The sequence below is a fragment of the Bacteroides sp. BFG-606 genome (assembly GCF_024788145.1).
Lineage (GTDB): Bacteria > Bacteroidota > Bacteroidia > Bacteroidales > Bacteroidaceae > Bacteroides > Bacteroides vicugnae.
Genome location: NZ_JANUIL010000001.1, coordinates 4,821,979 through 4,838,138, shown reverse-complemented (window position 1 = coordinate 4,838,138; position 16,160 = coordinate 4,821,979). Strand labels below are relative to the sequence as shown.

The following is a 16,160-nucleotide window of genomic DNA, read 5'->3' as shown; positions in this document are numbered from 1 at the left end:
CTTTTTTTGATGTTTTTACTCAAAATACCAAAAATAAATCATAGATTTGCGAAGTTTATCAATATCACAAATAAAACAACAAGAAAATATGGAAGCACTAAAGTTCCGTAAAGCCATTTTGCTGGTAAGTCTATGCCTTTGGACTCTCACCGTTTTTCCTCAAGTGAAAGAAGATACCATTTTCCAGAGTGATTATCTGCTAATACTTAATACCTATACATCGGATGCTCCTTGGAGTAATGCCATCATTTCCCCTGTTTTGCAATGGCTGAACATGGAAAGAAAAACAGAGGTATATGTGGAAAACATGAATATGCTGATGATTGATGACAGCTTGAAACTGGCGGACCTCAAAACGAATATCTTTGCCAAATATGGAAAGAAGAAACCTAAAGCCGTATTGCTGTTGGGCAACTCGATGATGCTCTTCCGCAATGAGATGCGTGAAGCATGGGGAGATGTTCCCCTCATTTTGTGCGGGGAAGAGAGCTACATGGGTCCCGATGACTGCTACATCAAAAAATATCCGGTAGTACCGTCCGAACAGGTTCCGCTTACCAACTTCACCGAAGAGTATAATCTCACACTGCTCCAGACCCGTGTGTTTATTGAGGAAAATGTGAAGCTGCTGCAACATATGATTCCCGGTATGAAGAAGATTATCCTGATCGGAGACGGACGTTATGTGAATCAGCAACTCAATACTGACATGAAACAGTTATTGCAGAAGGCATATCCGGAGCTGGAATATGATTTCTATTCGGCTGCAAACATGACTACGGACAGTTTGCTGTTGAAACTGAACAAAGTGGACAGTGCTACCACGGGAGTACTTCTTTCATCCTGGTTCACCCGTCAGGTGGTAGCCGGAAATGTGCAGTTGCAAGCTAATTCATTCCAGGTAATCTCCAATAGTGTGACTCCGATATTTGCACTTAAAAACTCTCTGGTCGTAAATAGCGGAATGATAGGAGGGTTTATGTATTCACAAACGGATTTCAACGAGCAGTTGCTCAAAACACTCTCCGCTGTACTGTCGGGAGTTGCTCCGCGCACTATCCCGTTTTACATTCCGAAGGGAGAAAATATATTCAATTATCCCGCTTTGTTGCAACGGAATTTCTCGCCGGACAGTTGTCCGTCCGGTTCTGTCTTTTTCAACCGTCCGCAAACTGTATGGCAGCAGTATGGCTATTTATTCATAGCCATTATCGCTTTCTTTGTTATTCTCTTTGTGGTGCTTTATCAATATATAAGAATAAAAGCGTTAGGCAGGGTGCGTGAAGCCCAACAGACGCAATTGGAAACGGCACAAGAGTTGTCGGATTTGTTTGATAATATGCCTATCATCTATGCCCGTGAACGTCTGATACGTGATGATGAGGGCGAAATCGTTGATATGGAAATCTGTTCCATAAACAAGCATTTCCTGAAACAGTATGAATCTAAAGTGGATGTAATCGGCAAACGGGCCAGTGAATTGTTTGGAACAAACTTCCTTGCCTCTATAAACTATGTGAAGATTCTGGATAAGGGAAAACGTCCGATCACGTATTCATTTTATACCCCACAGACCAATAAGCATCAGGAAATCGTGCTGGCTCTTAGCTCGAAGAAAGATTACATAGATGTGTTTGGTGTGGACAGCACGGATTTGTATCACACCCAGCAAAAACTGAACGCCACAAACCAGAAGTTGATTATGGCTCTCGAAGTGGCCGACATCATTCCTTGGAAGTGGGATCTGGAACGGAGGATGATTCTTTGCGACATAAACCGTCCTATCGAATTGAGCACCGAAGAACAGGATGTTACCGAAGAGCAACTTTCTGTGCCGGATGCACAGTACTTTGCAAAAATATTCAGGGAAGACCGGCCACGCATCGAGAAGGCTTATCAGGATTTGATAACCGGAACTATTAAGAAGGTGAAAGAAGAATACCGGGTGGTTACCCGCACGGCTACGGGACTGCAAACGGACTGGGTGGAAGCACAGGCAACTGTTGCCACCCGTGACGAAAACGGTCGCCCGCTGACGTTGGTAGGTTCTTCATTGGTGATTACCGCCCGCAAGGCTTTGGAAGAGGAATTGGTAAGTGCCAAGGACCGTGCCGAGGAATCGAATCGCCTGAAGAGTGCCTTCCTTGCCAATATGAGCCACGAGATACGCACGCCGCTGAATGCGATTGTCGGTTTTTCCGGACTATTACCTACCGTAGAGGAACCGGAAGAAAAAGAAGAGTATATTACGATCATCGAAAACAACAACAAGCTGCTGTTGCAACTGGTGGGCGACATCCTCGACTTGTCCAAAATAGAATCGGGCACACTTGAGTTTGCTTACCTGCCCAAGCATTTGAGCGAGATTTTGCGGGGTATAAAATGCTCACTGCAAGCCCGAACGGAAGAAAAAGGGCTGGCTTTCAGCCTGATGGAGCCTATGCCGGATTGTTGTATTGAAACAGATGGCAACCGGTTGAACCAAGTGATTACGAATCTTATCACCAATGCAATCAAATTCACCGATAAAGGCGGCAGCATCACTTTCGGATATACACTGGAGAAAGAAGAGAATATGTTGCGCTTTTATGTGACCGACACGGGCTGTGGCATACAGGAGGACAAACTGGGAACGGTGTTCAACCGCTTTGTGAAGCTCAACAGTTTTGCGCAAGGCACAGGACTCGGACTTTCAATCTGCCAGATGATTGTGGAGCACATGGGAGGGAAAATAGGTGTGGAATCGGAGTACGGAAAGGGTTCTACTTTCTGGTTTACGCTGCCTTATCATCCTGTAAAAAAGATGCAGTCGCAGGAACCGAAGTTCGACATGATGCACGTGCATCGCGATGATATCAGTATTTTGATTGCCGAAGATAACGAGAGTAATTATAAATTGTTCGAGAATATCTTGCACAAGGATTTCAATATTATCCATGCCTGGAATGGTCAGGAGGCTGTCGATTTGTTCAAGGAGAAGCATCCGCATATTGTATTGATGGACATCAATATGCCTATAATGAACGGATACGAAGCAACGAAAGAGATACGCAAACTATCTGCCGAAATTCCTATCATCGCTATCACGGCTTATGCTTATGCTTCGGATGAGCAGCGTATTCTTAGCGAAGGGTTCGACGGCTATGCTTCCAAACCGATCAATGCTAATGTGCTAAAAAACAAACTTTTTGAAATTATAAACAAGCGGATGGTGTTCTTCTAAAGAATAAGATGGTGATGAATCGATAGATATTCTCTGAAAAAGTGAGGCGTGTGTCAATAAGTGGTAATCACTAACTTTCGACACACGCCTCGTTTTTTATCTTCTCTATGATTCCTCTAGTTTTCTATGGTTCTTTGGATTTTAATAAACCTCTACTTTCCCGGCAATTCTCTTTGCCTTATCACGCAGGGCATCCAAATCGGCATTCAGCGGAGCATAGCAAAGCACCACTCCCATACGGCGGTTGACGCGGGTAAACGGTTTGCCGAATATGCGGAGGTAGGTGTCTTCTTCTTTCGTCACTTCTTCCAGTCCGCGATATTGAGGGCGTTCCTGACTGGCAATCGGGGAAAGGATCACAGCGCTTGCACCTATCCGTTCTTGTTTGATGCCGGGAATGGGCAGGCCGAGCACGGCACGTAAGTGGAGTTCGAACTCATTCAGGTTTTGTGTGCCCGCCAGTGTCACCATACCTGTGTCATGCGGACGCGGAGAAAGCTCGGAGAAATAGACTCCGTTTTCGTGGCTTAGGAAGAACTCAACTCCCCAAAGTCCTGCGCCTGTCAGTGCACGGGTTACTTTCTCGGCCATCTCTTCCGCTTCTTTTAAATGGGCGGGATCGATGTGTGCAGGTTGGAAACTTTCACGATAGTCGCCACCTTTCTGCACGTGTCCGATGGGAGGGCAGAAGAGGGTAGGACCGTTCTTTTGAGTAACGGTGAGCAGGGTGATTTCGCTGTCGAACTTGATAAATTCTTCAATGATAAGTTCGCGAATATCGCCACGGCTGCCGCTGCATCCGTATTCCCAAGCGTGTTCGAGTTCGTCGGCACTCTTCACGAGCGATTGTCCTTTGCCGGAAGAAGACATCAACGGCTTAACGACACAAGGGAAACCGATTTTATCGGCAGCTTCTTTCAGTTCTTCCAAGGTTTTGGCATAGAAATATTTGGCCGTTTTCAATCCGAGTTCTTTAGCGGCAAGGTCGCGGATGGCTTTGCGGTTCATGGTGAAGTTCACGGCACGGGCACTGGGAACTACCTGAATACCTTCTTTTTCGAAGTCGTATAAACGTTCTGTACGGATTGCTTCAATCTCCGGAACGATAATGTCCGGGCGGTGTTTCTTCACCACGCGTTCCAGTTCTTCACCGTTCAACATGTCGAATATTTCAAATTCATCGGCCACTTGCATAGCCGGTGCTCCCGCATAGGAGTCACATGCAATGATGTGCTGGCCTTTACGTTGAGCTGAAATTACAAATTCTTTTCCTAGTTCGCCGGAACCGAGTAATAGTATTTTCTTCATCATTTTGAGTGTTTTATATTAAGTGGTGCAAAATTACAGCAAAAAAATGAGATAATAATTGTATAGAGCGTTATTATATTGCTCTTTTATATAAATCGGGAAGTTTATAAAGATGGATGTGGGTCTTAACGCAGGAATACGGAATATGAAAGAATGAATAGTAGGAAAACAGGGAGTCTAACTTTAAACTTTCTTAAGGAAAGCATGGAAAAACCGTCTTTTCTGTGTTCGAACACAAAACTAGTTGCCTTTGCTACTATTTTCTGTTCTGGCTAATTCATTGATTTTAAACAGGGAGATAGGAAACTGGAGGAGATAATTTAGTTTATTGATAGTTTATTAGTGCTAAACTTGTTTTGCTTTTAATTTATAGCAGAAAACCACCGGAATTGGTTAATCTGTAGTCTTTGTAGGTCTAATAAGTGTTATCGAACGACAAATAATGAAAAAGGAAGCACAACGACACGGAATTGTTTCTACATTTGCGCAGTTGTTTCTTTAACTATTTCTAAGGACAGAAGTTTATCGAATATAGAAAATAGTTGAACAAAAACTGAACTCAACTGTTTACTATAATAATGAAAATAGGTAAAACGCGAAAAATGTTCATTCCTTGTCATATTATAAAGTCAAAGGGAGAGAAAAGAATAATATAAATAAATTGAGATTGCTTATGTCACAGATTATCGGACATATCTCGCAGGTGATCGGCCCTGTGGTCGATGTGTACTTTGAGGGTACGGATGCAGAATTGGTGCTGCCAAGCATCCACGACGCGCTGGAGATAAAGAGGCCAAACGGCAAAATACTGGTTGTAGAAGTTCAGCAACATATCGGCGAAAATACGGTGCGTACCGTAGCGATGGATAGTACTGACGGACTTCAGAGAGGCATGAAAGTGTATCCCACCGGAGGCCCGATCACGATGCCGATTGGCGAACAGATTAAAGGAAGACTGATGAACGTAGTCGGTGATTCAATCGACGGTATGAAAGGACTCGACCGTAAAGGTGCATATTCTATTCACCGAGAACCCCCTAAGTTTGAGGATTTGACAACTGTGCAAGAGGTGCTCTTCACAGGTATCAAGGTGATCGACCTGCTCGAACCGTATGCCAAAGGTGGTAAGATCGGTTTGTTCGGCGGCGCCGGTGTAGGAAAGACTGTATTGATTCAGGAACTTATCAATAATATCGCCAAGAAACATAACGGATTCTCTGTATTTGCCGGAGTAGGTGAACGTACCCGCGAAGGTAACGACTTGCTGCGCGAAATGATTGAATCCGGTGTAATCCGTTACGGCGAGGCATTCAAGGAAGGAATGGAGAAAGGTCATTGGGATCTTTCGAAAGTGGATTATAACGAACTGGAGAAATCGCAGGTGTCTCTGATTTTCGGTCAGATGAACGAGCCTCCGGGCGCACGTGCTTCTGTGGCATTGTCCGGACTGACGGTAGCGGAATCTTTCCGCGACGCAGGAAAAGAAGGTGAGAAACGCGATATCTTGTTCTTTATCGATAATATCTTCCGTTTCACACAAGCAGGTTCGGAAGTGTCCGCCCTTTTAGGACGTATGCCATCCGCCGTTGGTTACCAGCCTACGCTGGCTACGGAAATGGGTGCGATGCAGGAACGTATCACGTCTACCCGCAAAGGTTCTATCACTTCCGTACAGGCGGTGTATGTGCCTGCCGATGACTTGACCGACCCGGCTCCTGCAACGACTTTCAGCCACTTGGACGCCACTACCGTACTCGATCGTAAGATTACGGAGCTGGGTATTTATCCGGCTGTAGACCCGTTGGCTTCTACGTCACGTATCCTCGATCCGCACATTGTTGGTCAGGAGCACTACGACGTAGCGCAGCAAGTGAAACAAATTCTGCAACGTAACAAGGAATTGCAGGACATTATTTCCATCCTCGGTATGGAAGAGCTTTCGGAAGAAGACAAGATGGTAGTGAACCGCGCCCGCCGTGTGCAGCGTTTCCTTTCGCAACCGTTTGCCGTAGCCGAACAGTTTACAGGCGTTCCGGGCGTGATGGTGGGCATCGAAGACACTATCAAGGGATTCAAGATGATTCTGGAAGGAGAAGTGGATTATCTTCCCGAACAGGCTTTCTTGAATGTCGGAACCATTGAGGAGGCAATAGAGAAAGGTAAGAAATTGCTGGAACAGGCAAAAAAATAAAAAGATAGCATGATGAAAGAACTGCATTTGAGTATAGTATCGCCCGAAAAGAGCATATTCGACGGAAATGTGAAGATTGTCACATTGCCGGGAATGATCGGTTCGTTTTCTATTCTCCCCGGGCATGCGCCCATTGTTTCGTCGTTGAAAGAGGGAACGTTGAGTTACACGACGATGGACGGAGAAGAGCACACGATGGATATTCAGGGCGGTTTTGTCGAAATGAGTGACGGTACGGTTTCCGCGTGTGTTTCCTGACGGAAGTTCCCCACCGGCACAAAGACTAAATATCAAAAGTGTGAAAAAAACGAGATTATAACTTTACAGAAAAACACAGTAACATGGTGAATATAAGTAAAACTAAACGGAATTTTATTTTTTTGCATACCTTATTTGCAGTAATAAGTGCGGCACTCGGAGCTGTCATTCTACACTTCGCTTTGCCAGGACATTATTTCGGAGGGTATCCGTTTATTCCGGTCTATTTTTACTTCTTTGGTCTGTTTAGCATCTATATGTTCGACGCTTGCCGCCGACATGCTCCACAGAGATTGTTACTGTTGTATCTGGCAATAAAGATGATAAAAATGATTCTATCGCTGATTCTGGTATTGATTTATTGTCTTGCCGTTCGCGAAGAAGCCAGAGCCTTTCTGCTGACGTTTATCTCGTTCTATTTGATATATCTGATATTCGAAACCTGGTTCTTCTTCTCTTTTGAGTTGAATCAGAAACGGAAAAAGAAAAATAAGAAGAAAAATGAAACAGTTGCATAACATAGTAGCTCCGTTAATTCTGTTCTGCCTCATGGCAGTGGTCAGCTTGCCGGTTCCTGCACAGGAGCAGGAGGGGGAAGTGGTGTCACAACAGACGCAGGACGAGATTACTCCGAAAGAGGAACAGGAGAACACGGTGGATGTGAAAGAAATTGTGTTCGGTCATATCGGAGACTCCTACGAATGGCATATCACAACGTGGGGTAACACGCACATTACTATACCATTACCTATCATAGTTTATAGTAGTACTACAGGTTGGCACACGTTCCTTTCTTCCCGTCTCGAAGAGAATGGAGGTACTTATGAAGGACTTTCCATCGCTCCCGAAGGAAGCAAGTACGAGGGCAAACTGGTAGAGTATAATGCGGCAGGCGAACAGGTTCGCCCGTGGGATATTTCCATCACAAAAGTGACGTTTGCTTTGCTGTTCAACAGCGTGTTGTTGCTCGTTATCGTATTGAGCGTGTCACACTGGTACAGAAAACGCCCGCAAGGAGCGAAAGCGCCGGGAGGATTTATCGGATTCATGGAGATGTTTATCATGATGGTGAACGACGATATTATCAAGAGTTGTGTAGGACCCAACTACCGGAAGTTTGCACCGTATTTGCTGACAGCGTTCTTTTTCATCTTTATCAATAACATGATGGGATTGATTCCGTTCTTTCCCGGAGGGGCGAACGTGACGGGAAATATCGCTATCACTATGGTGCTTGCAGTCTGCACGTTTCTGGCAGTGAATATCTTCGGTACGAAACATTATTGGAAGGATATTTTCTGGCCCGATGTGCCCTGGTGGTTGAAAGTGCCTATACCGATGATGCCGTTCATCGAGTTCTTCGGAATCTTTACGAAACCGTTTGCTTTGATGATCCGTCTTTTTGCCAATATGCTGGCAGGACACATGGCGATGCTGGTGCTCACCTGCCTGATCTTTATCTCGGCAAGCATGGGGCCTGCACTGAACGGCACGCTGACGGTGGCATCCGTATTGTTCAACATCTTTATGAATGCGCTTGAGTTGTTGGTTGCTTTCATCCAAGCTTACGTATTTACGATGTTGTCGGCAGTGTTTATCGGACTGGCACAGGAAGGTGCCAAAGTGAAAACAGAAGAAGATTGAAATGAAACGCGGTGAAAACGTCGATAAAAAAGATACGGAATAGGCGCGCGGAATGAATGATTAAATAATAAACAAGAGAAAATATAAACCATTTTAAAACTGAAAATTATGTTACTATCAGTATTGTTACAAGCCACTGCAGCAGCAGTAGGAGTTAGTAAATTAGGTGCAGCTATCGGTGCAGGTCTTGCAGTAATCGGAGCTGGTTTGGGTATTGGTAAGATCGGTGGTTCGGCAATGGAAGCAATCGCACGCCAGCCGGAAGCATCAGGGGACATCCGTATGAATATGATTATCGCTGCCGCCTTGATTGAAGGTGTGGCTTTGTTGGCGGTAGTAGTTTGTCTGTTGGTGTTCTTCCTCTAATCAGGCATATAACAAGCGAATTTCGCAGGCGTGAGCCATGTTTCAAATCATGATCAGCCGCGAAATCGTAAATTGTAAATCGTAAAATCGTAAATAAAGATTATGTCATTACTATTACCTGATAGTGGCCTGCTGTTCTGGATGTTTCTCTCATTCGGGATTGTGTTCGTGATATTGGCGAAATACGGCTTCCCCGTCATCATCAAGATGGTGGAGGGTCGCAAGACTTATATCGACCAGTCTTTGGAGGTGGCGAGAGAAGCTAATGCCCAGTTGTCTAAACTGAAAGAAGAAGGCGACGCATTGGTGGCAGCTGCCAACAAAGAACAAGGACGCATCTTGAGGGAAGCAATGGAAGAACGTGACAAGATTGTTCACGAGGCCCGTAAACAAGCCGAAATTGCCGCACAAAAAGAACTGGATGCGGTGAAACAACAAATCCAGATAGAGAAAGACGAAGCCATCCGCGACATCCGTCGCCAGGTAGCCGTGCTTTCTGTGGACATCGCCGAGAAAGTGCTCCGCAAGAGTCTTGAGGACAAGGAAGCACAGATGGGTATGATCGACCGTATGCTGGATGAAGTACTAACCCCGAATAAGAACTAAGGAAGATGGAAGTCGGAATACTCTCAATGCGTTATGCGAAAGCCATCATTGAATACGCACAGGAAAAAGGTATGGAGGATAGGTTGTATCAGGAGTTTTTGACTCTGTCACACAGCTTTTGTGAACTGCCCGGTCTGCGTGAAGCGCTTGATAATCCTGTCATCTCATTCAAGGAGAAGTTGGCGTTAGTCTGCACAGCTGCCGATGGTGACGGAAAATCGACCAGAGAGTTTGTCCGTTTTATCACTTTGGTATTGCGCAACAGGCGTGAAGGCTATCTGCAATTTATCAGCCTGATGTATCTGGATCTTTACCGGAAACTGAAGCACATCGGAATAGGCAAGTTGATTACAGCCGTTCCTGTCAATAAGGAAACGGAAAGCCGGATCCGTTCTGCGGCAGAGCATATCTTGCATGCCCAGATGGAACTGGAAACGGTGGTAGATCCCTCTATTGAAGGCGGATTTATCTTCGATGTCAACGACTACCGGCTGGATGCAAGTGTTGCCACGCAGTTGAAGCGAGTGAAACAACAATTTATTGATAAGAATAGGAGAATTGTATAATGTCTGAAAATATAAAAGTAAGCGAAGTATCTGATATATTGCGCAAGCAGCTCGAAGGAATCAACGCTAATGTGCAACTTGACGAAATTGGTACGGTGCTCCAGGTGAGCGACGGCGTAGTGCGTATCTATGGACTGCGGAATGCCGAAGCCAATGAATTGCTGGAGTTTGACAATGGTATCAAAGCAATTGTGATGAACCTCGAAGAGGACAACGTGGGAGCTGTACTGTTGGGGCCGACGGACAAGATCAAGGAGGGATTTGTTGTAAAGCGTACCAAACGTATCGCCTCCATCCGTGTAGGAGAGAGTATGCTGGGACGTGTGATCGACCCGTTGGGCGAACCGCTCGATGGCAAAGGATTGATCGGCGGCGAACTGTATGATATGCCATTGGAACGGAAAGCTCCGGGGGTAATCTACCGTCAGCCTGTGAACCAACCGTTGCAGACGGGATTGAAGGCGGTAGACGCCATGATTCCTATCGGTCGCGGACAGCGTGAGTTGATTATCGGCGACCGTCAGACGGGAAAGACTGCCATCGCTATTGATACGATTATCAACCAGCGCAGTAACTTCCTGGCAGGTGATCCTGTATATTGTATTTATGTGGCTATCGGTCAGAAGGGTTCTACCGTTGCTTCTATCGTTAATACGCTTCGTGAGTACGGAGCACTGGACTACACGATTGTGGTGGCTGCTACGGCTGGTGATCCGGCTGCATTGCAGTATTATGCTCCTTTTGCGGGTGCTGCCATTGGCGAGTATTTCCGTGATACCGGTCGTCATGCATTGGTGGTTTATGATGACCTTTCCAAGCAGGCGGTAGCTTATCGTGAGGTTTCTCTGATTCTCCGCCGTCCGTCTGGTCGTGAGGCTTATCCGGGTGATATCTTCTATCTGCACTCCCGTCTGTTGGAACGTGCTGCCAAGATTATCAGCCAGGAGGAAGTGGCTCGCGAAATGAACGACCTTCCGGAAAGTCTGAAGGGTATTGTCAAAGGTGGTGGTTCGCTTACGGCATTGCCTATTATCGAAACGCAAGCTGGTGACGTATCGGCTTATATCCCGACGAACGTGATTTCTATCACTGACGGACAGATATTCCTCGAAACTGACTTGTTCAACCAGGGTACGCGTCCGGCTATCAACGTCGGTATCTCTGTATCCCGTGTAGGTGGTAACGCGCAGATTAAGGCCATGAAGAAAGTGGCGGGAACATTGAAGATCGACCAGGCACAGTATCGTGAACTGGAAGCGTTCTCCAAGTTCAGCAGCGACATGGACCCGATTACCGCATTGACCATTGATAAGGGACGTAAGAACGGCCAGCTGTTGATTCAGCCTCAATACAGTCCGATGCCCGTAGAGCAGCAGATTGCTATCCTCTACTGTGGTACACACGGACTGCTCCACGATGTTCCCTTGGATAAGGTGCAGGACTTTGAACGTAGCTTCATCGAATCTCTGCAACTGAATCATCAGGAGGATGTACTGGATGTATTGAAAACGGGTGTGATTGACGATAAGGTGACCAAGGCTATCGAAGAGACTGCCGCCATGGTTGCTAAACAATTTATCTGATCGCCTTTAATTTTTAATTATTAATTTTTAATTATCACTATGGCTTCACTGAAAGAAGTAAAAACCAGAATAAATTCGGTCAAGAGTACCCGAAAAATCACTTCAGCAATGAAGATGGTGGCTTCTGCCAAATTACACAAGGCACAAGGAGCCATTGAGAATATGCTGCCTTATCAGAAGAAGTTGAACAAGATTCTGACTAACTTCCTAAGCGCGGACCTGCCTATCGAATCTCCTTATGTGCAGGAGCGTGAAGTGAAGCGTGTAGCAATCGTTGTTTTTTCTTCGAACACTTCTCTTTGTGGTGCTTTCAACGCCAACGTCATCAAAATGATGATGCAGACTATCGGGGAATTCCGTACTTTAGGACAGGATAATATCTTGATATTTCCGGTAGGCAAGAAAGTGGATGAAGCTGCCAAACGGATGGGTTTCAAACCGCAGGAGGTTTCTCCGACGCTCTCCGATAAACCGACGTATCAGGAGGCTGCCGAACTGGCTCACCGACTGATGGATATGTATGTGGCAGGCGAGGTAGACCGTGTGGAAATAATCTATCATCACTTCAAATCAATGGGGATACAGATTCTTCTCCGTGAGACGTATCTTCCTATTAATCTGACGAATGTGGTTGGCGAAGAGGACGGGAACAAGGAGGGAAACAGAGGTAAGGAAGATATACAGGAGAACGAAATTGCTAATGATTATATCATCGAGCCAAACGCGGAAGAATTAATCGCCAGTTTAATCCCAACTGTATTGAGCCAGAAGATTTTTACCGCTGCTGTCGACTCCAATGCATCGGAACACGCTGCACGTACGCTAGCTATGCAAGTGGCTACGGACAATGCAAATGAGCTGATTCAGGATTTGACGAAGCAGTATAATAAGAGTCGGCAGCAGGCGATTACAAACGAATTGCTGGATATTGTGGGGGGCTCCATGAAGTAATCTTCTTTCTTTTGTCTTGAAACAAAAGAAAGAAGCAAAGAAAAATTCAAGGCTGACTTTTTTCTCCTACTCGCTTCCTTCGCTTCGCTAAAGGGCAGAAACTCGCTACGCTCAAACAGTCTGCCCTTCTTAACGCTCCGTTACGGGCGCTCGCCTGACGGAGAAAAAAGTAGGCCGGGGAACCTGGCGGGGTGGGGTGCAGGATAGGTATTGCAGGATGTAGGGTAGGTTTGTGGGGAAGCTGTTTTGGAGGAGTTTGCGGGGAAGACGCGCGATATGTTTGGTATTGTTTTGGTGAGTCGCTGTTATATCGTTTGTAATTTTATTATATATTGTTCTGCTTTGCTATATTAAGTCGTATAACGTCTGCGGCTTTTATATAGCAAAGCTTTTTTATAAGGGGGGGAACCTTTTATAAGTCTCTTTATATTACTAGGCTACATTGGTTATCATTCTATTAGCTTTTTATTCTATTAAGCTTTTCATTTGGGACTTTAGCTACATTCACTTTCATTTTGTTAAGTCTTTATTCTATAAATCCTTTTTGCTATATTAGTTTTATTCTATATTCCTCTCTTATATAGTGAGTTTTTAGTAAATAAAGTTTTCCACATTGTAAGGCTTTCACGCCGCAGGTCTTCCGGCCTCGTTTTTCCGGCGTCAAGCGCAGGTGATTTCTCCGGCGTTAAAAAGGGCAGACTGTTTGAGCGTAGCGAGTTTCTGCCCTTTAGCCGGAGGAAGCACCGGAGTAGCCGGAAAAACGCAGCCTTGATTCTTTCTTTTTTGGTTCTTTTTTTTTCGTATCAAGACGAAAGAAAAAGAATATTCAGTAACTTTACCGAAAATTGTAAAAAGCATGGAAAATAATCCGGAACTGCAGCTTGCTTGGCAGTTCATTGAAAATACAGGCACACATTTATTTCTTACCGGAAAAGCAGGAACCGGGAAAACGACATTTCTTAGACGATTGAAAGAACATACTCCCAAACGCATGGTCGTATTGGCTCCGACAGGGATTGCAGCCATCAATGCGGGAGGCGTAACGATTCATTCTTTCTTTCAGTTGTCTTTTGCTCCTTTTGTGCCCGAAACCACCTTTAATTCTTCCCAGACGCATTATCGTTACAGTAAAGAAAAGCGGAATATTATCCGTAGTATGGATTTGCTGGTTATTGATGAGATCAGTATGGTACGTGCCGATTTGTTGGATGCGGTGGATGCAACTCTGCGGAGGTATCGCGATAGAGAGAAACCTTTTGGCGGGGTGCAACTGTTGATGATTGGCGATTTGCAACAGTTGGCGCCTGTCGTGAAAGATAATGAGTGGGAGTTGTTGAGAAAGCATTATGAGACTCCTTATTTCTTTGCAAGTCATGCCTTGAAAGAAACGGCATATATGACGATTGAACTCAAGAAAGTATATCGTCAGAGTGACACGTTCTTCCTTTCCTTATTAAATAAAATCCGGGAGAATAAGGCGGATGATGAAGTGTTGAATGAATTGAACCGTCGTTATCAGCCCGGCTTTCAGCCGCAAAAAGAAGAGGGATATATTCGTCTGACGACGCATAATAATCAGGCACAGAGGGTTAATGATCGCGAACTGGCATCGTTGCCCGGCAAGGCGTATCATTTTAGTGCCGAGATAGAGGGGGATTTTCCTGAATATTCGTATCCTGCGGATAAACTTCTGACAATTAAGGAAGGAGCACAGATTATGTTCCTGAAGAATGATCCATCGTCCGAGAAACGGTATTATAACGGTATGATTGGTGAGGTGGTAGCGGTTAATGAAACGGGTATTGTGGTGCGTGGTAAGGGAGACAGATCCGAATTTCAGTTGTTGCCGGAAGAGTGGGGGAATTATAAGTATGTGTTGAATGAGGAGACGAAGGAAATCACTGAAGTGATAGAAGGGACGTTCCGCCAGTATCCTATTCGTTTGGCGTGGGCTATTACAATACATAAGAGTCAGGGTTTGACGTTTGAACGTGCCATTATTGATGCACGGAATTCCTTTGCGCATGGGCAAACTTATGTGGCTTTGAGTCGTTGCAAGACGCTGGAGGGTATGGTGTTGGAGTCTCCTTTGCGCAGGGAAGCCATAATAAGTGATGCTACGGTGGATAATTTCACCAAAGCGGTGGAGCAGAATAAGCCAGGCAGCCAGCAGTTGAATGATATGCAAAAGGCGTATTTCTTTGATTTGTTGAGTGATTTGTTTAATTTCTATTCGATCGATCAGGCTTATAAACGGTTACTTCGTCTTATGGATGAGGATTTGTATAAGCTCTTTCCGAAGCAGTTGGCTGAATATAAGGCGTTGGCTCCCCATGTTAAGGAGAAGATTGTGGAGGTGTCCCAACGTTTCCGCAATCAGTATACCCGGTTGATACATGAGAGTGAGGATTATGCGACGAATGAGGAGTTGCAGGAACGGATTCGTTCCGGTGCCGGATATTTTCATAAGGAGTTGGAACCGGTTCGGGCTTTGTACAATAAGACTAATATGCCTCTTGATAATAAAGAGTTGAGAAAGCTGTTGGCAGAACGTATGCAGGCGCTGGATGATGCGTTGTGGATTAAAGAGTCTTTGTTGGAAGCTGTGTCTGCGAGAGGGAAGTTTGCTATCACGGATTATTTGAAGTTGAAGGCTAAAGTAATGTTGAGTCTTGAAGATGATTCTATGTCCTCCGGTTCTTCGAAGGCTTTGAAGGAGAAGAAAGAACGCAAGGAACGGAAAGAGCGTACGCGCAGTGCTGAAAAGGTAAAGGTGGAAGTTCCTACGGATATTCTGCATCCGGAGCTTTATCGCGCCCTGTCTGAATGGAGAACAGCCAAAACAAGGGAGATGAATGTCCCTGCTTATGTGATTATGCAACAGAAAGCATTGATGGGAATTGTGAATCTGCTACCGGATAGTCCAAGAGCTTTGGAGGCGATACCTTATTTTGGAGCCAAAGGAGTAGAGAAATACGGGCTTGAAATTCTGGGTATTATCCGCAAGTATATGGCGGAGAATCAATTGGAGAGGCCGGAGATCACAGATATGTTAATCTCCTCCGGTAATAGCGAAGATATGGCAAGGCAACGAAAGACGAAGCAGCAGAAAGAGGCAGAGAAACAGGAGAAAGAGGCGGAGAAGGAGAAAAAGAAGGAGGCGAAGAAAGATACGAAGTTGGTTAGCTATGAAATGTTCCGTCAGGGAATGAATATAGATGAAATAGCCAAGGCTCGTGATTTGGTATCCGGAACCATTGCCGGACATCTGGAGCATTATGTCCGTTCGGGAAAGATCAAAGTGGAGCAGGTGGTGAAAGCTGAAAATATAGCGAAGATTCGCAAGTATTTAGATGAACATGAATACATGGGAATATTCGCTATAAAGGTAGCATTAGGAGACGATGTCTCCTATGCTGATATCAAGTTTGTATTGGCTGTTTCCGGGCATTAATAAATAAAGT

General features: G+C 45.2%; 12 protein-coding genes. 11 read left to right on the top strand and 1 reads right to left on the bottom strand.

The window, feature by feature from the left end; genetic code table 11:
* Positions 1–88: 88 nt before the first annotated feature.
* Positions 89–3,223 carry an ATP-binding protein gene (locus tag NXV01_RS18405; protein ID WP_148366927.1) on the top strand — a complete coding sequence of 1,045 codons (3,135 nt, stop codon included), beginning with the start codon at positions 89–91 and terminating at the stop codon, positions 3,221–3,223.
* A 141-nt stretch (positions 3,224–3,364) separates the two neighbouring features.
* Here NXV01_RS18405 and purT read toward each other — a convergent pair whose 3' ends face one another.
* Positions 3,365–4,531 carry a formate-dependent phosphoribosylglycinamide formyltransferase gene (gene purT / locus NXV01_RS18400; protein WP_217723261.1) on the bottom strand — a complete coding sequence of 389 codons (1,167 nt, stop codon included), beginning with the start codon at positions 4,529–4,531 and terminating at the stop codon, positions 3,365–3,367.
* Between the two features lie 673 nt (positions 4,532–5,204).
* Between purT and atpD the strand changes: the two genes are divergently transcribed.
* From atpD to NXV01_RS18350, 10 genes are all read left to right on the top strand, one after another.
* Complete coding sequence (gene atpD, locus NXV01_RS18395; RefSeq protein ID WP_074557001.1) at positions 5,205–6,722, top strand: F0F1 ATP synthase subunit beta; 1,518 nt, start codon at positions 5,205–5,207, stop codon at positions 6,720–6,722.
* A 12-nt stretch (positions 6,723–6,734) separates the two neighbouring features.
* A complete protein-coding gene (gene atpC, locus NXV01_RS18390) occupies positions 6,735–6,980 on the top strand; it encodes an ATP synthase F1 subunit epsilon (RefSeq protein ID WP_074557056.1) in 246 nt (81 codons plus the stop codon).
* An 83-nt stretch (positions 6,981–7,063) separates the two neighbouring features.
* Positions 7,064–7,498 (top strand): hypothetical protein, encoded by a 435-nt coding sequence (locus NXV01_RS18385; protein WP_074557000.1) that lies wholly within the window; start codon positions 7,064–7,066, stop codon positions 7,496–7,498.
* Positions 7,482–8,624: a F0F1 ATP synthase subunit A gene (atpB, locus tag NXV01_RS18380; protein ID WP_259023044.1), complete on the top strand. Its 1,143-nt coding sequence runs from the start codon at positions 7,482–7,484 to the stop codon at positions 8,622–8,624. The genes NXV01_RS18385 and atpB overlap by 17 nt, the downstream gene beginning before the upstream one ends.
* 108 nt (positions 8,625–8,732) lie before the next feature.
* Positions 8,733–8,990, top strand: a complete 258-nt coding sequence (gene atpE, locus NXV01_RS18375; RefSeq protein ID WP_004295758.1) for an ATP synthase F0 subunit C — start codon at positions 8,733–8,735, stop codon at positions 8,988–8,990.
* Between the two features lie 102 nt (positions 8,991–9,092).
* The gene (atpF, locus tag NXV01_RS18370; RefSeq protein ID WP_004295759.1) at positions 9,093–9,596 is read left to right on the top strand and encodes a F0F1 ATP synthase subunit B; all 504 of its coding nucleotides are present in this window, start codon (positions 9,093–9,095) and stop codon (positions 9,594–9,596) included.
* Between the two features lie 5 nt (positions 9,597–9,601).
* Positions 9,602–10,162 carry a F0F1 ATP synthase subunit delta gene (locus NXV01_RS18365; protein ID WP_148366925.1) on the top strand — a complete coding sequence of 187 codons (561 nt, stop codon included), beginning with the start codon at positions 9,602–9,604 and terminating at the stop codon, positions 10,160–10,162.
* Positions 10,162–11,745 carry a F0F1 ATP synthase subunit alpha gene (atpA, locus tag NXV01_RS18360; RefSeq protein ID WP_148366924.1) on the top strand — a complete coding sequence of 528 codons (1,584 nt, stop codon included), beginning with the start codon at positions 10,162–10,164 and terminating at the stop codon, positions 11,743–11,745. Before NXV01_RS18365 ends, atpA begins: the two co-directional genes overlap by 1 nt.
* 39 nt (positions 11,746–11,784) lie before the next feature.
* Positions 11,785–12,696: a F0F1 ATP synthase subunit gamma gene (locus NXV01_RS18355; protein ID WP_217723235.1), complete on the top strand. Its 912-nt coding sequence runs from the start codon at positions 11,785–11,787 to the stop codon at positions 12,694–12,696.
* A gap of 856 nt (positions 12,697–13,552) precedes the next feature.
* Positions 13,553–16,150 carry a helix-turn-helix domain-containing protein gene (locus NXV01_RS18350; RefSeq protein WP_259023043.1) on the top strand — a complete coding sequence of 866 codons (2,598 nt, stop codon included), beginning with the start codon at positions 13,553–13,555 and terminating at the stop codon, positions 16,148–16,150.
* The last annotated feature ends 10 nt before the right edge of the window (positions 16,151–16,160 follow it).

Coding starts and splice junctions, on each gene's coding strand:
- NXV01_RS18405 (WP_148366927.1), top strand. CDS start 89: ATGGAAGCACTAAAGTTCCGTAAAGCCATTTTGCTGGTAAGTCTATGC.
- purT (WP_217723261.1), bottom strand. CDS start 4,531: ATGAAGAAAATACTATTACTCGGTTCCGGCGAACTAGGAAAAGAATTT.
- atpD (WP_074557001.1), top strand. CDS start 5,205: ATGTCACAGATTATCGGACATATCTCGCAGGTGATCGGCCCTGTGGTC.
- atpC (WP_074557056.1), top strand. CDS start 6,735: ATGAAAGAACTGCATTTGAGTATAGTATCGCCCGAAAAGAGCATATTC.
- NXV01_RS18385 (WP_074557000.1), top strand. CDS start 7,064: ATGGTGAATATAAGTAAAACTAAACGGAATTTTATTTTTTTGCATACC.
- atpB (WP_259023044.1), top strand. CDS start 7,482: ATGAAACAGTTGCATAACATAGTAGCTCCGTTAATTCTGTTCTGCCTC.
- atpE (WP_004295758.1), top strand. CDS start 8,733: ATGTTACTATCAGTATTGTTACAAGCCACTGCAGCAGCAGTAGGAGTT.
- atpF (WP_004295759.1), top strand. CDS start 9,093: ATGTCATTACTATTACCTGATAGTGGCCTGCTGTTCTGGATGTTTCTC.
- NXV01_RS18365 (WP_148366925.1), top strand. CDS start 9,602: ATGGAAGTCGGAATACTCTCAATGCGTTATGCGAAAGCCATCATTGAA.
- atpA (WP_148366924.1), top strand. CDS start 10,162: ATGTCTGAAAATATAAAAGTAAGCGAAGTATCTGATATATTGCGCAAG.
- NXV01_RS18355 (WP_217723235.1), top strand. CDS start 11,785: ATGGCTTCACTGAAAGAAGTAAAAACCAGAATAAATTCGGTCAAGAGT.
- NXV01_RS18350 (WP_259023043.1), top strand. CDS start 13,553: ATGGAAAATAATCCGGAACTGCAGCTTGCTTGGCAGTTCATTGAAAAT.